We start from the raw sequence: 26,668 nt of genomic DNA on the forward strand, positions 1-26,668 counted from the left end.
GCGCGGCGGGAACAGGCGGCGGGACCGGGCTCAGGGTGAGACCGCGCGTAGGAAGCCGTCCAGGACCAACTCGCGCACCATCGGTGCCACCTCGGCGCGTACCGCCTCGACCGGCTCCTCGCTGAGCACCGCGAGGGCACCGATGATCTGCCCGACGGCCAGCTCCCCGTCGCAGGCACCCACCAGTGCCGCGGTATGGCTCGAGACCCGCAGGCTGCGTCCCAGACCACCGCCCTGGTGCAGCACGATCACCTCCGGGTCCGGCTCGCCGGGCCGGTAGTGCCGCTCCTCGGTGACATCGGAGGCCACGAGATAGCGCCGGTCCAGGACGTCCCCGGCCAGGGCGGGCACGGCGTCCAGGGTGGCGCCGATGGCTACCCCGGCACCTGCTGGCAGCGGGGTGGTGAGTTCCTCGAAACGGCGCCACGGCCCGCCCGTTGGAGCGAACTCGCCACCGCGACCGCCGCCATCCGCGGTGCTCTCCACGGCACGCATGCCCCCGCCGGTCTCGCGGCGGCGCAGCAGCACGTACCCGAACCCGATGGCACCGACATCACGCGCGGCGAAGTCCCGCAGGTAGGTCCGGTATGCGTGCTCCCAGCCCTCCCGGTCCCGCTCGGGGGTGAGACCGCCGTCGCGCAACCAGGTCTCGGCGTACCGGGCCGGATCCACCTGCTCCCGCTGGATCACCCAGACGTCCACGTCCACGTCCAGGTCCCGCGTCCAGGCCTCGAGGCGCTCACTCCAACGACCGCCGGCCGGGATCTCCCAGTTGGCCAGGAACTGCGCGGTGCCCCCGGGCCCCAGGTGCTCGGGCAGGGCGCGCACCAGGTGGGCGATGAGGTCATCGCCGCCCCGACCCCCGTCGCGGTAGGTGATGGGGGCCGCTTCGGTGCGGGGGGTGATGACGAACGGCGGGTTGGACACGATCAGGTCGAACGTCTCCCCCGCCACCGGCGCGAGCATGTCCCCGGCGCGCAGGTCGAGGCCCACTCCATTGAGACCGGCATTGAAGGAGGCGAAGGCCAGCGCGCGCGCCGACAGGTCGCTGCCCACCACGTCCGGGCAGAATCCGGCCACGTGCAGGGCCTGGATGCCGCATCCGGTGCCCAGGTCCAACGCCCTGCGCACGGGAGTGGGGACCGTGATCTCGGCCAGGGTCCGCCCTGCCGCACCCACACCGAGCACGTGCTCGGTGTCCAGCACCGCTCCGGTGACGGCCTCCCCCTGGTCCGAGGCCAGCCACCACGAGTGCTCCCCGGTGCTGACCGGTCGCAGGTCGACCTGCGCGCGCACCGGATCGCCGGCGCCCTGCCCGGCCGCGCGGACCAGACCGAGGCGGGCTGCGCCGTCGGCCCCCACCGCGGGCAGGGCACGGTCGAGTTCGGTCCTGGTCAGTTCCTGCCCGAGCGTGAACAGGCGCATCAGCGCCGCGGCGGGTTCGGTGCTCGCCGCAGCGGCGTCCCGGGCCGGCAGTGGCTCCTCCCGGTCCAGCGCGGCGATGGCCACCTCACCCACGATCTCGCCGAGATGACCCACCTCATACCTGGTGGTGGCCAGGTCGCGGCGCAGCTCGGCGATGAGAACGGGATCTGCCGTGGGCGCCGGTGGATGCGGCTGATCGGCCACCAGCGCTCCCTTCTCCCCGTGGTTCATTCGTGAATTCACGGCCGGACCTCATTCTTCCACCGCAACGACCGCCGCGGACGATACCGTGCTTGATATGACAACCCACTCCGGGCCGGGCGGACAGGATGAGCGCCCGCACCACCGGGCCGGCACCGACGCCAGCAGTTCCGCCATCGCCGCCTCACCACGGCGCCGGTCGTTCACGCCCGGGGACCGGCGGCCGCTGCGCACCCTGTCCTGGCCGGTGCTTGCCTGGTCGCTGTGGGACTGGGGCTCGGCGGCGTTCAACGCGGTGATCACCACGTTCGTCTTCACCGTGTACATCACCTCCGATGCCTTCGGGGAGAACGCCGAGACGAACCTGGGTTTCGCGCTGGCCACCTCCGGGGTGCTCATCGCGGTGTTCGCCCCGATCAGCGGCCAGCGCGCCGACCGCACCGGCCGGCGCACGCTCTGGCTCGGGCTGAACACCACGTTGGTGGTGATCGCCTCCGCCGGGCTGTTCTTCGTGGCCCCGGCACCGGAGTACCTGTGGTTGGGCCTGTTGTTGCTGGCCGCGGGCAATGTGGCCTTCGAGTTCGCCTCGGTGAACTACTACGCGATGCTCAACGACCTGTCCACGCCGAAGAACATCGGCAGGGTCTCCGGGTTGGGCTGGGGACTGGGCTACATCGGCGGCATCGTGTTGCTGCTGATCATCTTCTTCGGGTTCATCGACCCCGAGGTGGGTCTGTTCGGCGTGACCAGCGAGAACGGGATGGACGTGCGCATCTCGATGCTGCTGGCCGCTGCGTGGTTCGGGGTCTTCATGCTCCCGGTGCTCTGGGTGATGCGTCGCACCGCTGGTGAGCCGCGCCCACCGAAGGAACGATTCGCCGTCATCGACTCCTACCGCCGGCTGTTCGGCACGATCGCCCACCTGTGGAAGACCGACCGCAACACGGTGTTCTTCCTCATCGCCTCGGCGGTGTTCCGGGACGGCATGGCCGGGGTGTTCACCTTCGGTGGCGTGGTCGCTGCCACGGTGTTCGGCTTCTCGCCGGGGGACGTGATCATCTTCGGGATCGTGGCCAATGTGGTGGCCGGAGTATTCACCATCGCCTTCGGGCCGCTCGATGACCGGTTCGGCCCGAAGAAGTTGATCGTGGTCTCCCTGGTCATGATGATCACCTCCGGGATCATCATCTTCATCTTCCACGACCGCGGCCAGATCATCTACTGGGTGTTCGGGTTGTTGCTGGCGATCTGGGTGGGCCCGGTGCAGTCGGCCTCGCGCACATTCCTGTCCCGGCTCATCCCCAAGGGCAAGGAGGGGGAGTTCTTCGGCCTGTACGCCACCACCGGGCGGGCCGTCAGCTTCCTGGCCCCGACCGCCTACTCCAGCGCGATCCTGCTGGGGGTGTGGTTCACCGGCGCGGCCTCGCGCACCGAGACCTCGCACTGGGGGATCCTCGGCATCGCCACCGTTCTGCTGGCCGGGCTGGTGCTGGTGCTGCGGGTGCGCACCGGGGTGCGCACCGACAGTGCCCTGACGCAGGAACCGACGACGACGCAGGAGCCGGTGACCACTGAGTCGCCACCGACCGGGCGTGCCTGAGTAGCTCCGGCTCACCCGACCGGGCTGTCCCCGCGACGTGGTCGACGTGCAGGCCGCGCGCCTCGGGCGAGCCGCCGACGCGCGCGGCCGGGCCTGCTCAGCGCGGGCTGTGGACCGGTTCCCCGGACTGGGCTGCCATGTCCTTATCGGACTTGGCAGCCCGCAACCGGTTGATGATGATCGAGGCGAAGATGATCGCGGCCGCCACAACCGCGATCCCGATGCGCAACGTGTGGTTGGCATCCGCGGGCATGCTCATCGCCACCACGGCAGGGGCGATCAGCAGCGCCACCAGGTTCATCACCTTGATCAGCGGGTTGATCGCCGGACCGGCGGTGTCCTTGAACGGGTCACCGACGGTGTCACCGATCACCACCGCCTCGTGTGCGGGCGAACCCTTACCGCCGTGCGCGCCGTCCTCGACGATCTTCTTGGCGTTGTCCCACGCGCCACCGGAGTTGGCCAGGAAGACCGCCATCAGCACACCGGCCGCGATCGCACCTCCGAGGAACCCGGCCAGCGGCCCCACGCCCAGACCGAAGCCGACGGCGATCGGGGAGAAGGCGGCGAGCAGACCGGGGGTGATGAGTTCACGCAGGGAGTCGCGGGTGCAGATGTCCACGACCTTGCCGTACTCCGGGCGGGTCTGGCCGGTCATGATGCCGGGCATCTCACGGAACTGGCGGCGCACTTCGTAGACGATCGCCCCGGCGGCGCGGGTGACGGCGTCGATGGCCAGGCCGGAGAACAGGAACACGGTGCTCGCGCCGAGGATCACCCCGACCAGGGTGATCGGGGAGATGATGTCGTAGGAGATCATCGAGGCGACGATGTCGTGCATCGCACCGACGTCCACGCCCAGATCACGCATCGCGGCGCTGACCGAGTCGGCGTAGGACCCGAACAGCGCGGTGGCCGCCAGCACCGCAGTGGTGATCGCGATGCCCTTGGTGATGGCCTTGGTGGTGTTGCCCGCGGCGTCCAGGTCGGTGAGGATCTGGGCGCCGGCTTCATCGACGTCCCCGGACATCTCCGCAATGCCCTGGGCGTTGTCGGAGACGGGCCCGAAGGTATCCATCGCCACGATCACTCCCACGGTGGTGAGCAGACCACAACCGGCCAGCGCGATCAGGAACAGCGACAGCCACACCGAACCGCCGGCGAGCAGGAACAACCCGCACAGTGCCGCGGCGATGATGCCGGCGGTGTACACGGCCGATTCGAACCCGACCCCGATACCGGCCAGCACCACGGTGGCCGGGCCGGTGCGGGAGGTCTCGGCCACGTGCACCGTGGGCTTGGACGTGGTGTTGGTGAAGTAACCGGTGACCCACAAGATCACACCGGCCAGCACCACGCCGATCAGCACAGCCAGCGCGGCGATCAGGCGGGGGTCTCCGGGGTGGGTGCTGAGGTCCACGCTGCCGGGGGTCAGGTCCGCGAAGGTCGAGGGCAGGTAGATGAACGCGGCCACCCCGCCCAGCACCGCACCGGCCAACGCGGATTGGTAGAAACCACGGTTGATGGCAGCGAGGGCCGATTCGGCGCCCCGCACCCGGGTGATGAACACACCCATGACGGCGACCAGCGCGCCGATGGCGGTGATGATCAGCGGGAAGATCAGGCCCTGTTCACCCATCGTGGCCCGGCCCAGAATCAGGGCGGCCACCAGCATCACCGCATAGGACTCGAACAGGTCCGCGGCCATTCCGGCGCAGTCCCCGACGTTGTCGCCGACGTTGTCGGCGATGGTGGCGGCATTGCGGGGGTCGTCCTCGGGAATGTTCTGCTCCACCTTGCCGACCAGGTCCGCTCCCACGTCGGCGGCCTTGGTGAAGATCCCGCCGCCCACGCGCATGAACATCGCCAGTAGCGCGGCGCCGAAGCCGAAGCCCTCGAGCACCAACGGTGCGTCGGAGCCGAAGATCAGCACCACCGCCCCGGCACCCAGCAGGCCCAGTCCGACCACGCTCATGCCCACCACGCCACCTGTGCGGATTCCGATCCGGGCGCCCTCGACGTTGCCACCGGGCCGGGTGGCAGCCGCGGCCACCCGCAGATTGGCGCGGGTGGCCAACCACATTCCCAGGTAGCCGATCGCGGCCGAGAAACCGGCTCCGAACAGGAAGGCGACGGCCCGGCCCACCTTGACCCCCAGGTCCCCGGGCAACAGGAACAGCAGGGCGAAAACGATCACGGCGAACAGGCCAAGCGTCTTGAACTGCCGATACAGGTAGGCCCGAGCACCCTCCTGGATCGCTTGGGCGATGGACTGCATGGCTGGGGTGCCGTCATGAGCAGCCAGAACCTGGCCGCGCAGCACCGCAGCGATCGCCAGCGCGGCGAGTGCGATCAGCACGATCACCGACACGATGACAATGCTCGTGGTGTCGAGCGTGGGCATGCATTCTCCTCTATGAGAGTGGCAACGAACTGTGTCCGGCTGCACGTCCAACCGGACATGGATCCGGCCGAGTCTATCTGCCCGGAGATGGTGCGTACGCCACTCCCGGCAGGGGCGCGCCCTGGCGGTTCACCATCCCATTGTCGAGGGCCCGAATCTTGTTGGCGTACACCGCGGCAGCGGCCACGATGGCGCCATGAGATTCCTGCTCCTGACCGGTCCCCCGGCCGTGGGGAAGATGACGATCGGCCGGCGGATCGCTGCCACCAGCGACTTCCGGTTGTTCCACAACCACCACACGATCGAACCGTTACTCGAGGTGTTCGGCTACGGCACCCCGCCGTTCACCACCCTGGACCTCGAGTTCCGCCGCCGGGTGATCGAAGAGGCCGCCGAGGCCGGGCTGGACCTGATCTTCACCGTGGTCTGGGACTTCGCCGATCCTGGCGATACGCGGTACGTGGAACACATCACCGAGCCGTACCGCGACGTGGGCGCGCCGGTGCGGGTGGCCGAGTTGCTGGCGCCGTTGTCGGTGCGGCTGGCACGCAACCACGGGCAGGACCGGCTGGACGCCAAGCCATCCAAGCGGGACCTGGAGTGGTCGGACCAGAATGTGCGCGATCTGGAGCACCACGTCCTGGACTCAGCCGACGACGGCGTCGCCCCCGGGGCGACCGCCCTGCTACAGCGACTGGGCCACCGGCGGTTCGAGACCACGGATCGGTCCGCTGCCGAGACGGCCGCCGAGGTACGTGCCTGGGTGGAGACCGAGACCGGATAGAACTCACCGGCCACCGGCCCGGCGCCGGGCTCACGACGAGGGGGCGACGTCACACAGCAGGCCGAGCGCCCGCAGCGCCCCGGCCTTGTCGAGGGGGGAGTTGTTGTTTCCGCACTTGGGTGACTGCACGCACGATGGACAACCGGTGGCGCAGGGGCAGTGCGCGATCACGTCCCGGGTGGCGCTGATCCAGGTGCGGGCGGCCTCGAAACCGCGTTGGGCGAACCCGGCGCCACCAGGGAGGCCGTCGTAGACGAACACCGTGGGCGCGAACGTGTCGGCATGCAGAGCCGCGGACAGCCCCCCGATGTCCCAACGGTCACAGGTGGCGATCAACCCGAGCAGCCCGATCGCGGCGTGCTCGGCGGCGTGCAGCGCGCCGGGCACCTCGCCGGGACCAACACCCGCCTCGGTGAGCACGTCCTCGGGCACGGTCCACCAGCATCCGGTGGTGGCCAGGGTGCGTTCGGGCATCTCCAGCGGGTAGGAGCCGACGATCTCCATACCGGGCAGACGCCGCCGGTCATACCCCGTGACTCGGGAGGCCACCTCCAGGTCGCCGAACCCCCAGGTGACCGGCCCCCAGGTGCGTGAGGTCCGGGTGCTCACCACCCGCACCTCCTTGTCGGTGCGCGCGCGGGTGCGGTAGGGCACGTCCGCCTCGACCACCAGGGCCACGTCGTCCGCGAGAACCTCCACCCGGAAGGTGCGGCCCTGATGGATGTAGATCGCCCCGGTGTGCACGCTGGCATCGGCCCGGGTCTCATCCACCGTCCCCAGCACCCTGCCGGTGTCGGCCTCGACCACCTGCACCTGGGCCGAGCCCCCGCCGCGCAGGTCGGTCAGGTCCGCCGGTCGTTCGGGACGGTCGTAGTTCCAGTACCACCCGCCGGCCCGGCGGCGCAGCAGGCCCCGCGCGGTGAGCGCATCGAGCACGGCCGTGTCGGTCAGGGAGAAACGGGGCAGGTCCTCGGCGGTCAGGGGCGCCTCGGCGGCGGCCGCGCACAGGTGCGGGCCGAGCACGTAGGGGTTGGTCGGGTCGAAGGTGGTGACCTCCACATCGGCCTCGAAGATCGCCTCGGGGTGGTGCACCAGGTAGTTGTCCAGCGGGTTGTTGCTGGCCACCAGCACCGCCAGCCCCTCGGCGCCGGCTCGTCCGGCCCGGCCCACCTGCTGCCACATCGAGACCCGGGTCCCGGGCCAGCCGGCGATCAGCACCGCGTCCAGCCCGGCGATGTCGACCCCCAGTTCCAGGGCGTTGGTGGTGGCCAGGGCCAGCAAGTCACCGGTGCGCAGGCGCTGTTCGAGGTCGCGCCGTTCCTCGGGCAGGTAGCCGCCGCGGTAGGCGGCCACGGCCCCCGGTCCTATGTCGGCGCCGACCAGGTGCAGGTGCTCCCGGGTGTGCTGGGCCACGACCTCGGTGGCGAGCCGGGAGCGCACGAATGCCAGGGTGCGGTGGCCCGCGCCGACCAGATCGGCCAGCAGTTCGGACACCTCGGCCAGGGCCGAGCGGCGGGGGCCCTCGTCGTCGTCCTTCTCCTGCTCCTCACTCCACGGCACCTGCGCCGGGGCCGGCTGCCACAGGGCGATCGTGCGCCGCCCGCTCGGCGCGCCGTCGTCGACCACGGCGTGGATCCGCCCGGCATCCACGCCCAGCATCCGCACCGCGGTGGCCGCTGGGTCCCCGGTGGTGGCCGAGGTCATGATCACCTGCGGCTCCGCGCCGTAGCGGGAGGCGATCCGCAACAACCGGCGCAGCACCAGCGACACGTGCGCCCCGAACACCCCGCGGTAGGCGTGGCACTCATCCACCACGATGAAGCGCAGGCCGCGCAACAACCGGTCCCAGCGGCGGTGCGCCTCGAGCATCGCGAAGTGCAGGAAGTCGGGGTTGGTCAGCACGATGTCGGCGTAGTCCCGGGCCCAGTCCCGCTCCGGCAGCGGGGTGTCCCCGTCGCAGGTGGCCGCCCGGACATCGGTGATACCCCCGTCGGTGAGCAGCCCGCTCAGGGCGTGCAACTGGTCGGCTGCCAGGGCCTTGGTGGGGCTCAGGTACAGCGCCGTGGGCCGGCGGCGCAGCTGCGAGATCCGCCCGGTGCCGACGGGTGCGCGGATCGCCGAGACCGCCGGGAGCCAGGCGGCCAGGGACTTGCCCGAACCGGTCGTGGTGGCCAGCACCACGTGCTTGCCCTCCCAGGCAGCCTGGGCCGCCTCCACCTGGTGGGTCCAGGGGTCGTGCACGCCACGAGCCGCATAGGCGGCGACCATCTGGGGGTCGGACCAGGTGGGCCAGGTGCCGTGCCGGGCCGGCCGGGCCGGGATCTGGTGCAGGTGGACCAACCGGTCGGCCCGGCCGGCCAACACCACCTCGGCTGCTGCGGACGTCACCTGAGTGATTGTCTCAGGGACCCGACGGCGGTGGGTGGCGAGCGCCTCGCAATCCACTGGTCCGCAGCGCCGGAGCAGGCAGCCTCAGCCGGCTGCGGCTGGGTGCCGGCCGGCCCGGGGCGGGCCCGTGCAGGCCGGTCGTAGCACGAGGAGCACCACCGCGAACCAGGCCGCCCCGAGCATCCAGCCTCCGACCACATCGGTGGGCCAGTGCATCGCCAGGACCACTCGAGTGAGTCCGACCCCCACCGCCAGGGCCAGGACTCCCGCGGCGAGGAGGAACCGCCGCCAACTACGCCGCCACCGCACCAGCAACCAGGCCAGCAGCAACCCGAGCACCATCGCCCGGGTTGCGTGACCGGAAGGGAAAGCGGAGAACGTGGCGGTCTCTGCCGCCTCCCCCGGCCGTTGCCGGTCGACCAGGAGTTTGGTCACCGCCATCAGCACCGCCCCGCCTGCGAGCGCCAGCAGCGCGACCGCAGGCAGGTCGGGTCGCCGGGTCCGCCACCACAACACGCCCACCACGACCACGGTCAGCGCCACCGAGACCCACCGGTCCGCCAGGCCTGAGAGCATGCCGGCGGCGGTGATCGTGCCGGGACCGGACGAGGACCACCGCGACAGCAAGGTGAGGTCGAGACCGACGCCCGGGCCGGGAACGAACACGAGCCCGACCGTTGTTGTCGCGAGGACCAGCAGAACCGCGCCCACGGTCAGGCCGGCAGCAGCGCTCAGGCGCGAACGTGCGCCGGTCAGACGGACCTCACCCAGATCGCCATGCCGGATCTTCCTGTTGCCTTCCTGGTCGATGGCTGGCCTCCCGCCGTGGTCGAAACCATCCATTCTGCAGGAGCCGGCGAGGGCCTGTCACAAAGGGCGGACCTGTCGCAGAAGGCTCGCAGGCGCCGGGAGGTGGGGTGAACCGCGCGGGAGGCGGGAGGTGGCGCGTGCGCCGCCCGGGTCGATGCCGACCGGTCCCGCCCGCGCCCCGGCGTGAGCACTGGTTCGCCATCCCGGCAGCGGCTGGAGGGACACCACCACATGGACCTGTACGAGGGGTCCCACGGCCCGGCACTCGGTCAGTTGCACCTGGTGCCGAGCCGCCACACGGGCAGCCACCGGGCACCCGGGCACGCCACTGCGGGCGTACTCGTGCGCGGCGGCCAGCGCGGCCAGATCGGCAGCGCCCTGCGCCCGGGCCTGGGCGTTGGTGGACCGGGCCAGGGCGCCGAGGCCGAGGGCCAGGACCAGGGCCACGGAGATCACCCCGAGCATCAGCACGGTCACCGAGCCCCGGTCGCCTCGGCCCGGCCCTGCCCGAGCACGTTCCGCCCGGACCAGGCGGGCCCCCTCCGGTCCGGGGTGCGCCGCTGATCCCTGCCGGCCCTGCGCGGCGGTCACGGTTCGGCGCTGGGTTCGGGGACGGCGGAGAACTCCGCACTGATGCGCCAGGTTCCCCACCACTGGCTCACCAGGGGCCGGCTGACCTGCACCCGAACCCACTCCGGGCCGGCATCGATCCGCACCGCGGCGCCGTCACCTGCCCGGTCTGCCACGATCCGGTGCACCTCGGCCTGGCTGTGCCCGAGGGCTGCCGCCCGGGCCCCGGCGCGAGCGGCGTCCGTGCAACGCAACTGCGCCACGGACGCCGCCCCCAGGGTCACCACCAACAACAGCACCAGGAGCACTGCCGGCAGGCACAACGCGAGCTCGGCGGTCACCGAACCCCGCTGCGCTGCTCGTCGGTGGTGGGCCATGGGTCAGCCCGCCACCGAGAGCGCTTGCCGGATGATGCCCATCAGGAATCCGCGCACCTCATCGGAACGCAGGATCAGTAGCAGCACCCCGGCGAACGCAGCCGCCGCCAGGGTGGCGATGGCGTACTCAGCGGTGGCCATCCCGGCATCGGTGGTGCGTCGCACCGCCGACCACCGGCGCCGGAGCTCGGCCCCGACGTGGGTTTCGGCCATGGTTCTCTCCCTCCTGCACCCACACGGTCGGCGGGTGCGGTGCACCCACTGTGGGATGCCGTGCCCACCCCGTGCCGGGGCCGCCCGAGTGGTTGTGGACACCGGTCGCGGCGGCTGCGCTCTGTGGACCGGCGGCCATCCAGGGTCCGGGCGAACCACCGGGCTCAGGGCCAGAGCGAACCACCGGTGGACAACAGCACCGGGGCCAACCCCAGGAGCACGAACGCAGGCAGCCAGCACAGGCCCATCGGCAGGACCAGACGCACACCCAGGCGGGCCGCGGCCTCCCGCGCCTCCTCCGCCCGGCGCCTTCGGATCTGCGCCGCGGCGTGCCGCAACAGGCCGCCGGGCGCCACGCCGTCGGTCCAGGACGGCTGCAGTGCCCGGTTCAATGTCTGCAGGTCCTGGCCTGCCCGCGCCCACGCCGCCGGCCAGTCCCCACCCAGGCGAAGGGTCGCGGCCACCTGCTGCAGTTCCTGCCCCTGCTCGCCCGGCACCGCCCGGCCCAGCGCCGCCAGGGAAGCCGGGATCGAGGCACCGGCCTGGATCGCCGCGCCCAGGATGTCCGCCAGAACAGCGGCGTCCACCCGGGCGTCCTCCGCCGTCGGGCGTCCGTCCGCACCTCCCGCACTGCCGGTGGAGGGCGCCGGTGCCGGCCGTCGCAGCGCCCACGGCGCTGCCGCCAGCACCAGCAGCACCGGAACCCACCACGGGCTCATCACGACCCGACCCGTTCCGCAGCACGCACCAGTCGGGCCGACCAGAGGTGACCCGCCGCCATCAGCAGGACTCCCAGTACCAGGCAGGCGCTGCCCCAACCGCCGTCGAAGAGGACCTGGGCCGGAGAGGCACCCCACGCGCTGCCCAGCACCAGCCCGGCCAGGGGCAACCAACCCAGCAGCCGGGCGGTAGCACGCGGGGCCGCGAGCGCCGTGCGTCGTGCTGCCCGGGCACGGCCCGCCTCGACCACACCGTCCGCGCTGGCCTGGAGCACCCGGGCCAGCGGAGCCCCCACCGTGTGCGCCATCCGGCACGCCACCTCCGCCCCGGCGATCTGATGGATCAGTGCCACGTGGTCCTTGCCGGCCCGGCGCCGCCCGAACACGATGGGCCGGCCCGGGTGCGCCGGAACCGGCCGCAACGCCCCCAGCGCCGCCGGCACGCCGTCGTCGGCCATGCCCGCTCGCCCCATCGTCACGCGGCCCGGTAGCGCCAGTTGCCAGGCCCGCCCGGGCGCGGCCCCGGCACTGATGCGGGCAGCGACCTCGGTCAGCACTGCACCCAGATCCACCGGTGGTGGCCGCCGGCGCCGGTGCGCCAGTCGCTGCCGCCACCCCTGCGCTCGGCCGGCACCGCCAGATCGGGCAATCCCGCGCGTTCGGCCGGTGCCGCGGGTGTGATCGCCATCGCGATCGGGGTCCAGACCCTCACCCTCCAGGGCGCTCCGGCCACCCCGCGCGCACATGCCTGCGGCGCGGACGGTGCGGCCCACCGGCCGCCCCGGCAGGGTCCAGGCCGCCGCCGCCACCACCAGCAGCAGGGGTAGCGCGCCGGCGGTCAGCGTCGCCCAGACCGGGCTCATCGCGGTCCGGCATCCAAGCGCGCGGCGAGCGCGGGCCAGGCGGGGCCCGGGCTGAACGCCCCGTCGGAGCCGGCCGACATCGCCACCGGACAGGTCATGGCGCCCGCGGAGTCCAGGGTCATCACCGCGATCTGGTCGAGGTAACGGCGCCTGCCGTCACGGCGCAGGTGCACGATCGCATCCAGGGCGCTGGCCGCCTGCACCGCTACCGCTGCCGGATCCAGACCGGCCAGGGAACCCAGCGCCACCAGCCGGGCCGGCACGTCACCGGCGGCGTTGGCGTGCACGGTCGCCCAGCCGCCGTCGTGGCCGGTATTCAACGCGCCGAGCACCTCCCGGACCTCCGCACCCCGGCACTCCCCCAGCACCAGCCGGTCCGGCCGCATCCGCATCGCGGTACGGACCAACTGGTCCAGTCCCACCCCGCCGGCGCCCTGCACGTTCGAGCGTCGCACCTGCAGGTGCACCACGTGCGGATGATCGGGCATAAGTTCGGCAGCCTCCTCGATGCACAGGATCCGCTCGGTGGCCGGCACCAGGGACAGCATCGCCGCCAGCAGGGTGGTCTTGCCGGCGCCGGTGGCCCCGGAGACCATGACGTTGGCCCGCACCTGCACCAACTGGTCCAGGATCTGCGCGCCGATGCCATCGACGAACCCCTGCTCGCGTAGTTCGGCCAGGGACAGGGCCCGGCGCCGCATGCTGCGCAGCGAGATCACCGCATCGACGGTGGCCAGCGGCGCCAGCACCGCGTGGAGCCGGGTGCCGTCCGGCAACCTGCCCTCGGCCACCGGTGCGGCGTCATCGAGGCGCTGCCCCGCCGCACCCGCCAGCCGGGTGGCCAGCGCGCGCACCGGTCCCAGCCCCGGCACGTCCACCGGCCGCAGTCCGGCACCCCGGTCCAGCCAGACCTGACCGGGACCGTTGACCAGGACGTCGGTTACCTCCGGATCATCCAGGAGCGGCTGCAACACCCCTGCGCCGGCCACGTCCTGGTGAGCCGATCTGGCCAGGTGCCAGCGCTGGTGGTCCGAGCGCAACCCCGGCACCGATCGCACGGCCGTGGTCACCGACTGTGCGCCGGTTCCGGCGGCAGCCAGGTGCGTGCGGATTCGCGCCAGCGAGGACCGGGCTTCCGAGTCGTCCGCGTGCCCCACGGGCACCGGCTCGGGCAGCGCCCCCGCAGTCATGCGGCGCGTCTCCGGCCGGTCAGGTCGAGGGCGACGGCCAGCGCACGTCCGGTCCGCATCAGCGGCCCGTTGCCGTGATCACCCGGCGCGACTCCTCGTTCCAGGCCGGCGGCAAGTGCCCGTTCCGGGCGCATCTGTGCCGCCAGGGGCACATCGCAGGCTTGCGCGATCTCGGCAGCGGTCAGGCCGCCCGGGGAGGGCCCGCGCACCACCAGGTGCACCGCACCGGCCCCCAGCGCCCTCCGGGTGCTTTGCACCCCGGCCGCCGAGATCACGTCGCAACCGGCCAGCAGCACCACGGCATCGCACATCCGGGACCAGCGGTGCCAGCCGTCGTGGCGGGCGATGTCCAGCACCATCACATCCAGGTCCCCCCACAGGGCCTGCAGCACCGCATCGCCGGTGGGGGCCGGCACTCCCCCGCGCCAGTCCGCCGACAACACCCGGGCCGAGTGCCAGGTCGGCAGGGCGGCGGTCAACTGCTGGCTGTCATAGTCCCCCTCCGGGGCGGTCAGGTCCGCCCAGCGCACGCCCGGCTCATCCTCGATACCGAGCAGCAGGTCCACTCCGGCGCCCACGGCATCCAGGTCGACCAGGGCGGTGCGGGCCCGGTCGGCGGCTGCGGCCCGAGCCAGTACCGCAGCCAGGCTGGAGGCACCCACACCACCCCGCGCACCCACCACCCCCACCACCACGGCCTGCCGAATCCGGGCAGCGGCACGGATCCGCCGCAGCAGCTCCTCCCCCTGCCGGGGCAGCCGCAGGATCCCGTGCCGACTCCCGCCGTCGGGCCCACCCCCGGACCGGCCACCACGATCGGGGGCCTCCCCATCCCCGGCCATCACCGGGAGCACGGAGGCACCCCAGGACGGGTGGGACGGAACCGCTTGTGTGGCGTCCTCCAACAGCAGCCGGGCACGGGGCGCGGGCGCACCGGGCGGACAGATGAGGATCGCCACCTGCAGCAACTCCCCGATCGCCCGGACCTGTTCGATCAGCGCCGGATCAGCCGACCGCAGCGCCACCGGCGGTGCGTCGGGCTCGCTCTCCTGCCGGTCGTGGTCCCGATCCATCCCGCTCCGCCTCCCTGCTCGGCCAACGCCCTTCGGGCCCTCTCAGCGTGCCGACCACGCCCTCCCGCAGCACGGCCGCCGGGGCACGCTGTGGACGCCGCCCCCGAAGCACAGTCGCTGTGGACAAGCACCGCATCGGAGCACCGCTCTCGCGCACGCGCAGTTCGCCGGCGGTGTCCAGCGCAGTGCCCACAAGATGAGACCAGCACGCGGATAGATCCGCCGAACCACTCGCGCTCGGGCCGATAACGGGGTACAAAGGAAGGACAACTCCATCGGGCAGTGAGAACCCACGCGCGATCAGTCCACGCATAGGACCGGGCGAACGGGCAAGTCCCGTAGCGACCCATACGAGATGAGCACGCTTGATACCTCACCGGCACGATGAAGGCGACGACGGCGCCCCGCCCGGGCGTCGTCGTTGTGCGTAGGGCGGATTGGACACCTCCGGCGCGCCCGGGGGCGCGGCCGGCATCGGATCGCTACGGTGAACGCATCCGGATCAACCTGGAGGCATTGTGAGCACTGACCCGCGCCATGACGAGGCACGCGACCAAGGTGATGACGCCGAGCCCGTCACCTCCGATGAGGCACCCGGCGCCGCGGCGGGCGAGGAAGTCTCCCCCGGGCCGCTGCCCGGCCCCGCCCCTGCCGAGGGCACCGGCAGCACCGGGAACTCCTGGAGCGAACCGGGCGACGCCGAACCCACGACGGCCATGAGTTCCTCGTCCGAGCGTCCTGACGTCGATCGGTCCGCCACCGACGCCGAGGCCGACCCGGGTGCCCACTCGACCGGTGACGCAGGAAGCGGGAACGGCGACTACACCGGCCGCTCAACCGAGGACGAGGCCACGATGGCCGTACCGGCCGCGTCCCCGACCCGCGACGACGACGCCGCCCTGCGCGAAGAGCGCGAGCGCCGGTTCGGTCGCTTCGGGCGCTCCCGTGACGCCGACAAGGAACCGGCCGAGGGCGAGGTGCGCACCACCGCCCTTCCCGCCCCGGGCGCCACCGCGCCCGCGCGGACCGGCCGGGCCCCCGCGGCCACCGACGACGCGCGCCACTCCCGGACCGAGATCAACGAGGAGGACCCGTTCCAGGACTGGGACGACCCGCCGCGCTCGCGCGCCCAGGCGCACTGGTGGGTCGTGCTGATCACGCTGGTGTTCACACCGCCGGCCTGGTACCTGATCGCCGACGGTGGGGAGCGCTGGACCAACGCACGCGAGGTGGCGCCCGATGCCATCCACTTCGGCGCCCTGGTGGAGATCGCCGGTGGGCTCCTCCTGCTGGCGGTGGTGCTGATCGGGGCCCGGTGGTCCTCGGTGGGCCCGATCATCATGGGCAGCATCGCGACCCTGATCGGCGGTGCGTTCCTGGCGATCCCCCAGATGGTCGAGGACTTCCTGGCCGAGTACTCCGACATCTTCACCCGGCTGGGCCAGTTCGGGCAGAACGTCTACGACCACCTGCTCACCGACGGCAACACCGGGCGGATCCTGGCCTACGGCGTCGTGCTGATCCTCGCCGGGGTGATCTCCCACGGCGCGCGCCGACAGGGCAGGCGCGAGGAACGTCGCCGCGCGGCTGTCGAGGCACTCTGAGCCACCGGATCGCTTCCGTCGCCGCCGATCCAGGGTCCCAGGTACCGCGGAGCCGTCCGATCGTCTTAGGGTATGGATGGATCTGCACCATTGAGGCTGCCTGGAGGATTGATGAACGACTCAACCAACGCGTCACCCGCACTGGAGAACCTGCTGCAGGAGAAGCGCGCGTTCCCACCCGATGAGGCACTGGCCGCCAGTTCCAACTCCTCACCGGAGCTCTACGAGCAGGCGAACGCCGACATGCCCGGGTTCTGGGCGGAGCAGGCGCGCTCGCTGCTGACCTGGGACACCCCGTTCACCCAGGATCTGGACTTCTCCGATGCACCGACGGCACGCTGGTTCGCCGACGGGCGCCTGAACGCCACGTACAACGCGGTGGACCGGCACGTGGAGAACGGCCTGGGTGACCGGGTGGCGATCTACTTCGAGGGTGAACCCGGGGACTCCGCCACGCTGACCTACGCCCAGCTCAAGGATGAGGTCTCCCGCGTGGCGAACGTGCTGGGAGACCTGGGGGTGCGAACCGGGGACCGGGTGGTGATCTACCTGCCGATGATCCCCGAGGCCGTCATCGCGATGCTGGCCTGTGCGCGGATCGGGGCGCCCCACTCGGTGGTCTTCGGGGGGTTCAGCGCCGATGCCCTGCGCACCCGGATCGAGGACGCCGAGGCCAAGGTGGTCATCACCGCCGACGGCGGCTTCCGCCGGGGCAAGCCCTCCGCCCTCAAACCCGCTGTGGACGAAGCGCTGGTCTCCGGGGGATCCTCCGTCACCAACGTGCTGGTGGTGCGCCGCACCGAGCAGGACGTGGACTGGACCGACGGCCGGGACCTCTGGTGGCACGAGCAGGTCGCCCGGGCCTCCACCGAGCACGCACCGGTGCCGGTGGACGCCGAGCACCCGCTGTTCATCCTGTACACCTCCGGAACCACCGGTAAGCCCAAGGGGATCCTGCACACCACCGGTGGGTACCTGACCCAGACCGCCTTCACCCACCACCACGTGTTCGACCTCAAGCCGCAGACGGACGTGTACTGGTGCACCGCCGACGTCGGCTGGGTCACCGGTCACTCCTACGTCACCTACGGCCCGCTGGTCAACGGCGCCACGCAGGTGCTGTACGAAGGCACCCCGGACACCCCGCACCGGGGCCGCTGGTGGGAGATCGTGGCCAAGTACAAGGTGTCGATCCTCTACACCGCACCCACCGCGATCCGCACCTTCATGAAGTGGGGCGAGTCCATCCCGGCCGAGTACGACCTGTCCTCCCTGCGCATCCTGGGCAGCGTGGGTGAGCCGATCAACCCCGAGGCGTGGATGTGGTACCGGCGCGTGATCGGTGGCGACCGCACCCCGGTGGTGGACACCTGGTGGCAGACCGAGACCGGGGCGATCATGATCTCCCCCCTGCCCGGTGTCACCACCCTCACCCCCGGCTCGGCCCAGGTCGCCATCCCCGGCGTGCAGGCCCAGGTCTGGGACGACGCCGGCACACACGTGGCCCCAGGCGGTGGTGGCTACCTGGTCATCACCGAGCCGTGGCCGGCGATGCTGCGCGGCATCTGGGGTGACGAGCAGCGCTTCCGCGACACCTACTGGTCCCGCTTCGAGGGCACCTACTTCGCCGGGGACGGCGCCAAGTACGACGACGACGGCGACATCTGGGTGCTCGGACGCGTGGACGACGTGATGAACGTATCCGGGCACCGCCTGTCCACCACCGAGATCGAGTCCGCCCTGGTCTCCCACGAGTGGGTCGCCGAGGCGGCCGTGGTGGGGGCCTCGGACGACACCACCGGGCAAGCGGTGGTGGCGTTCGTGATCCTGCGCGGTGAGGCCGTCGAACGAGCCGATGAGGTGGGTGAGGGCGACGATGTCGTCTCGGTCCTGCGCAACCACGTCGCCCGGGAGATCGGTGCGATCGCCAAGCCCCGTTCGATCCTGGTGGTGGCCGAGCTCCCCAAGACCCGATCGGGCAAGATCATGCGCCGGCTGCTGCGCGACGTGGCCGAGAAGCGCCCGGTCGGGGACGTCACCACCCTGGCTGACTCCTCGGTGATGGACCTGATCACCCAGGGGATGAACGCACCGACAGCCTCGAGTTGACCGCGGCGCGTTCTGCGCGCGCCGGCGGGCGGTGCCACCGGTCCCGACCGCCGGCACTAGCCTGATCAGCGTGAACGACCCCAATCTGGTTCTGCGCGAAGGGCCGTGGCAGCACCGGATGATCCCGGCCAACGGCACCCGCATCCACGCCGCCCTGACCGGGCCGGATGATGGCACCACCCCGCTGGTGGTGCTGCTGCACGGCTTTCCGCAGAACTGGTTCGCCTGGCGCCACCAGCTCGTCGCCCTAGGTGAGCGGGGTTACCGGGTGGCCGCCCTGGACCTGCGCGGGTACGGCGCCTCGGACAAGCCTCCGGGCCGGTACGACCTGCCGGTCCTGGCCGCCGACGTGGCCGCGGCGATCCGCTCCCTCGGCGCGGCCCGCGCCGTCGTCGTCGGTCATGGCCTGGGCGGGCAGGTCGCCTGGTCCATGCCGTCGCTGACACCCGGGGTGGTGCGCGCGGTCGCGCCGCTGGCGGCGCCGCACCCGGCGCGACTGGCTGCGGTCACCGCCCGGACGGCTCCGTTGCGCACGATCCGGTGGCTGGCGCGCGTGCAGGCGCCGTGGTTCCCCGAACGCGCCCTGACCCACGGAACCATGGCCTATCGGGTTCTCGAGGACTGGTCGGCCCCGGGGTGGCGCTGCGGGCAGGCGCGGATCTACGCCGACTCGATGCGGCTGTCCTTCTCCGCCCATTCCGCGATGGAGCAGGTGCGGTGGCTGGTGCGCTCCACTCCCCGCAGCGACGGACGCGCCTTCCGGCGCGCGGTCTCCGCCGCGGTCCGGGTGCCGGTGCTGGCCATCCACGGCGGAGCGGACCGATTCCTGCCGGTGGAGGCCGCGGACCGGGACCGGGACCTGGCCGCTTCCGGTTACCGGCGAGTGGTGATCGCCGACGCCGGACACTTCCTGCCCGAGGAAGCACCGGAGCGGACCACGGCGGCGCTCACCGCTTGGCTGGATCGTGTTCACCGGGACGACTGAGGACGCGGCGCGCCGTCCTGACCTGCGCGAGCGCCATCTCATGACACACTGTGGAATACCTCACAGACGGTGCACACGATGAAAGGGATCCTTCGATGAACGAGGCCGTGGTGCGCGCAGCGCCGCTCTTCGCCGAGCTGAACGACGAAAGCTTCGCCGCGGTGCGGGCCAAGATGACCGACCTGACCTTCCGGCGCGGGGAGGAGATCTTCCACGAGGGCTCCCCGGGCGACCGGCTGTTCATCGTGGCCTCGGGCAAGGTCAAACTCGGGCACACCGCGCCGGATGGCCGTGAGCACCTGCTGGCCATCCTTGGTCCCGGGGAGATCCTGGGTGAGGTCTCGCTCTACGATCCGGGCGCGCGCACCGCGACCGCCACGGCGCTGGCCACCACCGAGCTGGCCGAACTGAGCCACACCGAGTTGCTGCGTGTGCTCGATGAACGCCCCGAGATCTCCCAGCACCTGCTGCGTTCCCTGGCCCAGCGGTTGCGGCGCACGAACAACACGGTCTCCTCGCTGATCTTCTCCGACGTTCCCGGCCGGGTGGCCCGGGCGTTGCTGGACCTGGGCCGCCGGTTCGGCCAGCAGACCGATCACGGGGTGCGCGTGACCCACGACCTGACCCAGGAGGAACTGGCCCAACTGGTCGGCGCCACCCGGGAGACGGTGAACAAGGCGCTGGCGGAGTTCTCCTCCCGCGGCTGGTTGCAACTACACGGACGCAGCGTCACCCTCATCGACATCGAGCGGCTCCGCCGCCGCGCCCGCTAACCAGCACCCGGACGCTCTGGCGAGGGACGCTCAGGAGAGGGAGAAGACGAACTCCACCTCGACCGGGGCTCCCAGCGGCAACGCCGCCACACCGACGGCGGAGCGGGCGTGCACACCGGCGTCGCCGAAGATCTCCTGCAACGCCTCCGAGGCACCGTTGATGACGCCGGGCTGGCCGCTGAAGTCCGGGGCTGAGTTGACGAATCCGACCACCTTGACCACGCCACTGAGCTGATCCACGTCACCGGCGATGTGGGCGGCCGCCGCGACCCCGTTCAGGGCGCACAGCCGGGCGAGGTCATAGCCGTACTCGGGGCTGATCTCCCCCCCTACCTTGCCGGCGGCCTGCAGTTCGCCACCGACAACGGGGAGCTGCCCGGAGGTGAACACCAGGTCGCCATGGCGGATCGCCGGAGTGTAGGCGGCCAGCGGCGCGACCACCTCCGGCAGTTCGATGCCCAGTTCAGCCAGGCGCGCCGACACGCTCATTCGCTCTTCTCCCGCTTCAGGTAGGCAACCAGGTTGTTGGTCCCTTCCGGACCGGGCACGACCTGTACGAGTTCCCAGCCGTCGGCACCCCACTGGTCCAGGATCGCCTTGGTGTTGTGGATGATCAACGGAATCGTTGCGTACTCCCAAGTAGCCATGGGCCGATCCTACGGCAGCGCGCGCACCGGGCTCGCTCGGACCCGCCCCGCCCACCGACGAACGGTCAGGCGCACTAACTGCCGGCGGCCCGCGCTACGTTGCGCCGGTTCCGGCCAAGTCCCCAGCGCTGTCCGAGCAGCACGTCGAGGTCGTTGCCATCGAGCCCCTCCAGCAACTCCGACCAAGACCCCACCTCGGGACTGCGGCGCAGCAGTGCGCGGCGTTCCCGCTCGGTCATCCCGCCCCAGACCCCGAACTGGATTCGATTGTCCAGCGCATCCGCCAGACACTCGGTGCGGACCGTGCATGAAAAACAGATCTCTCGTGCCGACCGCTGCGCAGCACCCTGGACGAACAAATCGTCCGGTGCTTCCTTGGCGCAGGCCGCACGGGCCGTCCAACTCTGATCGATGTCCACACTCATCGCAAGAACCTCCACGTTGAGGGGTGAAAGCGGCCCCTATACCGCTTCGCACTTTACCTGTTCTTGAGAACATAAGGTACCGCGGCATGGTTTGCCAAACCCGACCTTCCGCCGCCCTCGCCCGGGTCGGTCATTGACGGGCCGGCAATATGCCTCTCCGGTGCGGTCGTGGCCCCACGGGAAGGTGCCCGGGCGAGCGCACCGAACCACCTCCCGCCATGGAGGAGCGCCGTGAAGGAATCGTGAACCTTATCCGGATGTGTGGCACGCAATGGGCGATCCGGCCCCGCCGACGGCTCACATGCGCGTGCGCATCGTAGGCTAGTGGGATGGCCACGCCTCGATCCCGTAGTTCGCGGGCGGTGAATCCCGCTCAGTTGCTGTCGTTGTTCCTGGCATTCGTGCTGGTGGCAGCAACCGGTGGAGTGCTCACTGCAGGGCTGGTGATGCCGATGGTCGCCGCTGTCGGGGCCACCGCCAACGCCTCCACCGAACTCTTCGACGAACTCCCCGAGGACCTGGGCAGCGAACGGGTCTCCGAGCAGTCCCGGATGTACTCCGCGGACGGCACGCTCCTGACCACCTACTACGCCCAGAACCGCATCGTGGTGCCGCTGGAGGAGATCTCCCCGCACATGGCGGACGCGGTGATCGCCATCGAGGACCACCGCTTCTATGAGCACGGGGGCGTGGACCCCGAGGGTCTGATGCGCGCGGCCGTGACGAACCTGACCAGCAACACCGTCCAGGGTGGCTCCACCCTGACCCAGCAGTACGTCAAGAACGTGCTGATCGAAGCCGGGCAGATCGCCAATGATGCCGAGGCCGTCGAAGCCGCCCGGGCGGCCACCCTGGGACGCAAGTTGCGGGAGGCCAAACTCGCCATCGCCCTGGAGCGGGTGCGCACGAAGGACGAGATCCTCGAGGGCTACCTCAATATCGCCCAGTTCGGCCCGTCCCAGTACGGGGTGGAGGTCGCCGCCCGGTACTTCTTCAACAAGGGCGCTGCGGACCTGAACATCGTCGAGTCCGCGCTGCTGGCCGGCGTCACCCAGTCCCCCGCCCGGTGGAACCCGCAGGCCCACCCGGAGAACGCCCAGGTGCGCCGGGACCGTGTGCTCAGCCGCATGTTCGAGGAAGACTTCATCACCCAGGACGAGTACGACGAGGCCGTCGCCACCAACGTGGAGGACATGCTCGACATCACCCCCACCCCCACCGGGTGTGGCGCCGCGGAGCATGCGGCCTACTTCTGCGACTTCGTCACCCGCATCATCACCAATGATCCCGCGTTCGGGGATACCGAAACCGAACGGCGCCAGTTGCTCCTGCGCGGCGGCCTGGAGATCCACACCACGATCGACCTGGGCATGCAGGAGCAGGCGCACCAGACCGTGATGGATGCCATTCCCGCCGATGATCCCTCCGGGGTGTCGACGGCGATCTCCACCGTGGAGCCCGGGACCGGTGAGATCAAGGCGATGGCCCAGAACACCGACTACGGCAGGCCGGAAGAGGATGCCACCCGCAACACCGAGGTGAACTTCAACGTCGATCGCGCCTACGGCGGGGGTGACGGGTTCCAGACCGGTTCGACCTTCAAGGTGTATGTACTAGCTGAGTGGCTGCGTCAAGGCAACTCCCTGGCCGACCGGGTGGATGGCTCCCAGGGCCAGCACTTCCCGCGTAGTTCCTGGAACTTCAGTTGCGCGCCGGATGTGGCGGCCGATTACGACCCCCGCAACATCGAGGGCATCGGCACCGGAATGATGAGCGTGCAGGAGGCCACCACCCGGTCGGTGAACACCGCGTTCGTCGACATGGCCAACCAGATGGACGTGTGCGGCGTCGATGAGATCGCCCGCTCCACCGGCCTGCATGTGGGCAACGGTACCGCCCCGGATGGGCGGCCCTTGGAGTTGACGCCTTCGATGGTGCTCGGTGCGAACTACATCGCACCCCTGACCATGGCCTCCTCCTTCGCGACCTTCGCCTCCGGCGGAACCTACTGCCAGCCGATCGCGATCACCAGCATCACCGACGCAGACGGCGAGGAGTTGCCTGTGCCCGAGGCCGGCTGCGAACAACGCCTGGACGCCGACGTGGTCAACGGCTTGAACCACTCCCTGCAGCAGGTGGTCGGTCAGTCCCAGGGCACCGCTTCCGGCGCGGCGCTGCCCGGACGGGCCGCGGCCGGCAAGACCGGGACCTCCAACGACAACACCGCCGCCTGGTTCGTCGGTTACGTGCCGCAACTGGCCACCGCGGTGTGGGTGGGCCACTCCGAGGGTGGCGTACCGATGATCGGGACCACCATCAACGGCCGCTACTACCCCCGGGTGTACTCCAGCGTGCTACCGGTACCGATCTGGCAGCGGTACATGGCACAGGCCGTGGACGGACTGCCCGCGGAGAGTTTCCCCGAGGCGACCGAGCGTCAGATCTACGGTGACCGGGTGCCGGTGCCCAACGTGGTCGGCTGGGGTATCGATGGCGCCACAACGTACCTGGAGTCCGAGGGCTTCGAGGTGAATGTGGGCGATCCGGTGGACAACAGTTGGGCCGACGACGGCGACGTCGGCGCGACCGAGCCTGTGTCGGGGTCCCGGGTACAACCCGGGTCGACGATCACTCTGCGACCGAGCCAGAGTGCCTCGAACGAGGACGACGACGGCGACTCCGGCGATGAGGACTCCGGTGACGGTGACACCGACGCCCGCTCCCGCGGTGGCGGAAACGCCGACGCGTCCGCCCGGGGCCATGGCGGCGCGGACCGTGGTCACAACCGGGGCCCGTCCTGGCGCGACGACGGCGAGGACTCCCGCCCGGGTGAACGCGGCAACCGCGGTGGCGGCAGGGGTGGAGGCTGAGCACCACCGGGGCTGCGATGGCGCCGGTGCGAACTGCCCGCCCGGGCCGGCGCCTGGGCACCGCCGCCGCGGCACTGATGAGCGCCGGTGCCGGCGTGCTGGCATGGTCGCTTCTCGAGGCGCACTGGTACGCGCTGCGCCGGGTGGAGGTACCGGTGCTGCCTGCCGGCGCGGACCCGGTGCGGCTGCTGCACATCTCCGACCTGCATCTGCTCCCCGAGCACCGGCGCCGGATCGCGTGGGTGCGCGCGCTCGCGGATCTACGCCCTGACCTGGTCATCAACACCGGGGACAACATGGCCCACGCCCGCGCGCTGCCGGTGGTGCTGGAGGCCCTCGAACCGCTCCTGGGCACCCCCGGCGCCTTCGTGATGGGCTCCAACGACTACTACGCCCCGGTGCCGAAGAACCCGCTGCGTTACCTGCGGCCCCGTCGCTCGGGCACGCCCCCCTCTGCCCCGCGCCTGCCTGGGGAGGAACTCGGCGCCGCGCTGCGGGCACACGGCTGGTCGGATCTGACCAACAGGCGCGACCGGCTCAGGCTCGGGGACCTGGATGTGGCCCTGGTCGGTGTGGACGACCCACACCTGCACCGAGACGAACTGCCGCCACCGGACCACCCGCCGTCGTCCGCTTCCACCCGGGCCGAGCACCCGCCGTCGGCCGCCTCCCGCGAGCACGACCGCGCGGTGCTGCGCTTGGGCGTCACCCACGCCCCCTACGCCCGGGTGCTGGGAGCGATGCGTGCCGACGGGGCGGACATTGTCCTGGCCGGACACACCCATGGCGGGCAGGTGTGCGTGCCCGGGTACGGGGCGCTGGTGACCAATTGCGACCTGCCGCCGGCCATGGCCAAGGGTCTGCACCGCTGGCCGGGCGCCAAGCCGGGCCAGGACGCCCGTTCCATCTGGCTGCACGTCAGCGCCGGTCTGGGCACCTCCCCCTACACGCCGGTGCGGCTGGCGTGCCGTCCTGAGGCCACCCTGCTGACCCTTGTCCCGCGAGGCTGATCACCGTCCCCGGCGGAGTGATCAGTCCCACCCAGACACAATTTCACCTCGGGTGCTCACCTCGGCTATCCTGACCGGGCTCGGGGTGTGGCGCAGCTTGGTAGCGCGCCTCGTTCGGGACGAGGAGGTCGTGGGTTCAAATCCCGCCACCCCGACGATGGAGGGCCCTGATCTGCACCATGTGCAGGTCAGGGCCCTCGTGCTTCGTGATTCACTGAGACCATGAGCCAACCGGTGCGACTGGCCACCCGGACCACGGGTGCGGGTGAGTTGTTCCAGTTGTTCCGCAACGGGTCCGCCCGCACCCGCGCGGAGTTGGTCAGCATCACCGGCCAGTCCCGCTCCACCATCGCCGCCAGGATCGACTCCCTCCTCGCCGCGGGCCTGATCGCCCCCGCCGGTGAGGCCAGTTCGACCGGCGGCCGTCCGCCCACCACCTTCGCCTTCCAGCCGGATGTCCGCGTGGTCCTTGCGGTGGACCTCGGCGCCACCCACGCCCGCCTCGCCCTGACCGACCTCGCCGCCAACGTGCTCGCCCAGACCTACGCCACCCGACCGATCGCCGACGGACCCGAGCCGGTCCTGGCCCACGTGATGACGGCCGGGCGGGACCTGGCCGCCGCCGCCGGTCGCACCCTGACCGACCTGGCGGCGGTCGGGGTGGGCCTACCCGGCCCGGTGGAGCACTCCACCGGACGCCCGATCAACCCGCCGATCATGCCGGGCTGGGACGACAGCGACGTCCCGGGGATCCTGGCCGCCGGACTGGGCACCACGGTGCTGGTGGACAACGACGTGAACATCATGGCCCTGGGTGAGCACCGCACCTGGTGGCCCGACGTTGCGGACATGCTCTTCGTCAAGCTCGGCACCGGGATCGGGGCGGGCATCATCTCCGAGGGAGTGCTGCACCGCGGGGCCCAGGGCTCGGCCGGGGACATCGGGCACGTGGCGGTGCCCAGCGGCGCGCAGGTGCCGTGCCGGTGCGGGAACCTCGGCTGCCTGGAGGCGATCGCCGGGGGTGCTGCCATCGCCGAGACACTGGCGCGGGAGGGCATGGCTGCCCGCAGCAGTTCCGACGTGGTCGCCCTGGTGCGCTCCGGCGACCCCGCCGCCGCCCGGGCGGTGTATCAGGCGGGTCGGGAGATCGGCTCCGTACTGGCCGCCGCGGTGAGCCTGCTGAACCCCTCGATCGTGGTGATCGGGGGGAACCTCGCCGAGGCCGGCGAGCAGCTGGTCGCCGGGATCCGCGAGGTGGTCTACCGGCGCTCACTGCCGCTGGCCACCCAGGACCTGCAGATCGTGCTCTCCAAGGGGCGGGAGAACGCCGGCGTGCTCGGAGCCAGCGCGATGGCGATCGACCACGTCCTCTCCCCCGCCGAGATCGACGCCCTCATCGCCTGAGCCGCCCACGGCTGTGGGCTGGTTCATCACCCTGCAACGCCTTCGCGTCGGCCCGGCCACCGGGAGCCGAGGGCCGGGAGCCGAGGGCCGAGAGCCGAGAGCCGAGAGCCGAGAGCCGAGGGCGAGCGTGACAGCCGAGGGCGAGTGCCAGCAGGCTCGCCCTCGACGGCCAGGCTCGCCATCGGGACACTTGACCGCCAGGCTCCGCCATCGGGGCCCTTGGC

General features: G+C 71.2%; 23 protein-coding genes and 1 tRNA gene. 10 read left to right on the forward strand and 14 right to left on the reverse strand.

Going from position 1 to position 26,668, the window contains the following annotated elements; translation table 11 throughout:
• Positions 1 to 30: 30 nt before the first annotated feature.
• Complete coding sequence (locus tag ACPL7H_RS00315) at positions 31 to 1,668, reverse strand: DUF7059 domain-containing protein (protein ID WP_424786743.1); 1,638 nt, start codon at positions 1,666 to 1,668, stop codon at positions 31 to 33.
• A 55-nt stretch (positions 1,669 to 1,723) separates the two neighbouring features.
• On the opposite strand from ACPL7H_RS00315, the gene ACPL7H_RS00320 reads away from it, so the two are divergent.
• Positions 1,724 to 3,226: an MFS transporter gene (locus tag ACPL7H_RS00320; protein WP_424795218.1), complete on the forward strand. Its 1,503-nt coding sequence runs from the start codon at positions 1,724 to 1,726 to the stop codon at positions 3,224 to 3,226.
• A gap of 97 nt (positions 3,227 to 3,323) precedes the next feature.
• Here the strand turns inward: ACPL7H_RS00320 and ACPL7H_RS00325 are convergent, their stop codons facing one another.
• Positions 3,324 to 5,630, reverse strand: coding sequence for a sodium-translocating pyrophosphatase (locus tag ACPL7H_RS00325; RefSeq protein ID WP_424795219.1), 2,307 nt, complete (start codon positions 5,628 to 5,630; stop codon positions 3,324 to 3,326).
• A 196-nt stretch (positions 5,631 to 5,826) separates the two neighbouring features.
• On the opposite strand from ACPL7H_RS00325, the gene ACPL7H_RS00330 reads away from it, so the two are divergent.
• A complete protein-coding gene (locus ACPL7H_RS00330) occupies positions 5,827 to 6,414 on the forward strand; it encodes a hypothetical protein (protein WP_424786746.1) in 588 nt (195 codons plus the stop codon).
• 30 nt (positions 6,415 to 6,444) lie between these two features.
• On the opposite strand, the gene ACPL7H_RS00335 is transcribed toward ACPL7H_RS00330, so the two are convergent.
• From ACPL7H_RS00335 to ssd, 9 genes are all read right to left on the reverse strand, one after another.
• Positions 6,445 to 8,802 carry a DEAD/DEAH box helicase gene (locus tag ACPL7H_RS00335; protein ID WP_424795220.1) on the reverse strand — a complete coding sequence of 786 codons (2,358 nt, stop codon included), beginning with the start codon at positions 8,800 to 8,802 and terminating at the stop codon, positions 6,445 to 6,447.
• An 84-nt stretch (positions 8,803 to 8,886) separates the two neighbouring features.
• On the reverse strand, positions 8,887 to 9,645 hold the full coding sequence (locus ACPL7H_RS00340; protein ID WP_424795221.1) for a phosphatase PAP2 family protein: 759 nt from the start codon (positions 9,643 to 9,645) through the stop codon (positions 8,887 to 8,889).
• Between the two features lie 24 nt (positions 9,646 to 9,669).
• Positions 9,670 to 10,203: an Rv3654c family TadE-like protein gene (locus tag ACPL7H_RS00345; protein WP_424786749.1), complete on the reverse strand. Its 534-nt coding sequence runs from the start codon at positions 10,201 to 10,203 to the stop codon at positions 9,670 to 9,672.
• Positions 10,200 to 10,523: a TadE family type IV pilus minor pilin gene (locus tag ACPL7H_RS00350; protein WP_424786750.1), complete on the reverse strand. Its 324-nt coding sequence runs from the start codon at positions 10,521 to 10,523 to the stop codon at positions 10,200 to 10,202. The genes ACPL7H_RS00345 and ACPL7H_RS00350 overlap by 4 nt, the downstream gene beginning before the upstream one ends.
• A 39-nt stretch (positions 10,524 to 10,562) precedes the next feature.
• Positions 10,563 to 10,772, reverse strand: a complete 210-nt coding sequence (locus tag ACPL7H_RS00355; protein WP_424786751.1) for a DUF4244 domain-containing protein — start codon at positions 10,770 to 10,772, stop codon at positions 10,563 to 10,565.
• Between the two features lie 164 nt (positions 10,773 to 10,936).
• On the reverse strand, positions 10,937 to 11,491 hold the full coding sequence (locus ACPL7H_RS00360) for a type II secretion system F family protein (RefSeq protein WP_424786752.1): 555 nt from the start codon (positions 11,489 to 11,491) through the stop codon (positions 10,937 to 10,939).
• Positions 11,491 to 12,354 (reverse strand): hypothetical protein, encoded by an 864-nt coding sequence (locus ACPL7H_RS00365; protein WP_424786753.1) that lies wholly within the window; start codon positions 12,352 to 12,354, stop codon positions 11,491 to 11,493. Before ACPL7H_RS00365 ends, ACPL7H_RS00360 begins: the two co-directional genes overlap by 1 nt.
• A complete protein-coding gene (locus tag ACPL7H_RS00370) occupies positions 12,351 to 13,544 on the reverse strand; it encodes a TadA family conjugal transfer-associated ATPase (RefSeq protein WP_424795222.1) in 1,194 nt (397 codons plus the stop codon). Before ACPL7H_RS00370 ends, ACPL7H_RS00365 begins: the two co-directional genes overlap by 4 nt.
• Positions 13,541 to 14,617, reverse strand: a complete 1,077-nt coding sequence (gene ssd, locus ACPL7H_RS00375) for a septum site-determining protein Ssd (protein WP_424795223.1) — start codon at positions 14,615 to 14,617, stop codon at positions 13,541 to 13,543. Before ssd ends, ACPL7H_RS00370 begins: the two co-directional genes overlap by 4 nt.
• Before the next feature lie 518 nt (positions 14,618 to 15,135).
• Here ssd and ACPL7H_RS00380 point away from each other — a divergent pair.
• The 4 genes from ACPL7H_RS00380 (at position 15,136) to ACPL7H_RS00395 (ending at position 20,088) form a co-directional block, all read left to right on the forward strand.
• Positions 15,136 to 16,221 (forward strand): hypothetical protein, encoded by a 1,086-nt coding sequence (locus ACPL7H_RS00380; protein WP_424795224.1) that lies wholly within the window; start codon positions 15,136 to 15,138, stop codon positions 16,219 to 16,221.
• Between the two features lie 111 nt (positions 16,222 to 16,332).
• Positions 16,333 to 18,330, forward strand: coding sequence for an acetate--CoA ligase (acs, locus tag ACPL7H_RS00385; RefSeq protein ID WP_424795225.1), 1,998 nt, complete (start codon positions 16,333 to 16,335; stop codon positions 18,328 to 18,330).
• 70 nt (positions 18,331 to 18,400) lie between these two features.
• Positions 18,401 to 19,315, forward strand: coding sequence for an alpha/beta fold hydrolase (locus tag ACPL7H_RS00390; RefSeq protein WP_424795226.1), 915 nt, complete (start codon positions 18,401 to 18,403; stop codon positions 19,313 to 19,315).
• Between the two features lie 95 nt (positions 19,316 to 19,410).
• Positions 19,411 to 20,088: a Crp/Fnr family transcriptional regulator gene (locus ACPL7H_RS00395; protein WP_424786759.1), complete on the forward strand. Its 678-nt coding sequence runs from the start codon at positions 19,411 to 19,413 to the stop codon at positions 20,086 to 20,088.
• 30 nt (positions 20,089 to 20,118) lie between these two features.
• Here the strand turns inward: ACPL7H_RS00395 and ACPL7H_RS00400 are convergent, their stop codons facing one another.
• From ACPL7H_RS00400 to ACPL7H_RS00410, 3 genes are all read right to left on the reverse strand, one after another.
• The gene (locus tag ACPL7H_RS00400; protein WP_424786760.1) at positions 20,119 to 20,577 is read right to left on the reverse strand and encodes a RidA family protein; all 459 of its coding nucleotides are present in this window, start codon (positions 20,575 to 20,577) and stop codon (positions 20,119 to 20,121) included.
• The gene (locus ACPL7H_RS00405) at positions 20,574 to 20,735 is read right to left on the reverse strand and encodes a DUF4177 domain-containing protein (protein WP_424786761.1); all 162 of its coding nucleotides are present in this window, start codon (positions 20,733 to 20,735) and stop codon (positions 20,574 to 20,576) included. Before ACPL7H_RS00405 ends, ACPL7H_RS00400 begins: the two co-directional genes overlap by 4 nt.
• Before the next feature lie 74 nt (positions 20,736 to 20,809).
• Entirely contained in the window at positions 20,810 to 21,160 is a 351-nt protein-coding gene (locus tag ACPL7H_RS00410) for a WhiB family transcriptional regulator (RefSeq protein WP_424786762.1), read from the reverse strand.
• A 329-nt stretch (positions 21,161 to 21,489) separates the two neighbouring features.
• Here ACPL7H_RS00410 and ACPL7H_RS00415 point away from each other — a divergent pair, with 329 nt between their 5' ends.
• From ACPL7H_RS00415 to ACPL7H_RS00430, 4 genes are all read left to right on the forward strand, one after another.
• Complete coding sequence (locus ACPL7H_RS00415; RefSeq protein ID WP_424795227.1) at positions 21,490 to 24,030, forward strand: transglycosylase domain-containing protein; 2,541 nt, start codon at positions 21,490 to 21,492, stop codon at positions 24,028 to 24,030.
• Positions 24,031 to 24,047: 17 nt separating this feature from the next.
• The gene (locus ACPL7H_RS00420) at positions 24,048 to 25,040 is read left to right on the forward strand and encodes a metallophosphoesterase (protein ID WP_424795228.1); all 993 of its coding nucleotides are present in this window, start codon (positions 24,048 to 24,050) and stop codon (positions 25,038 to 25,040) included.
• Positions 25,041 to 25,121: 81 nt separating this feature from the next.
• Positions 25,122 to 25,195 (forward strand) — tRNA-Pro (locus tag ACPL7H_RS00425).
• Between the two features lie 67 nt (positions 25,196 to 25,262).
• Entirely contained in the window at positions 25,263 to 26,444 is a 1,182-nt protein-coding gene (locus ACPL7H_RS00430; protein ID WP_424795229.1) for an ROK family protein, read from the forward strand.
• The last annotated feature ends 224 nt before the right edge of the window (positions 26,445 to 26,668 follow it).

The sequence above is a fragment of the Pseudactinotalea sp. Z1732 genome (assembly GCF_049724975.1).
Classification (GTDB): Bacteria; Actinomycetota; Actinomycetes; order Actinomycetales; family Beutenbergiaceae; genus CALKWS01.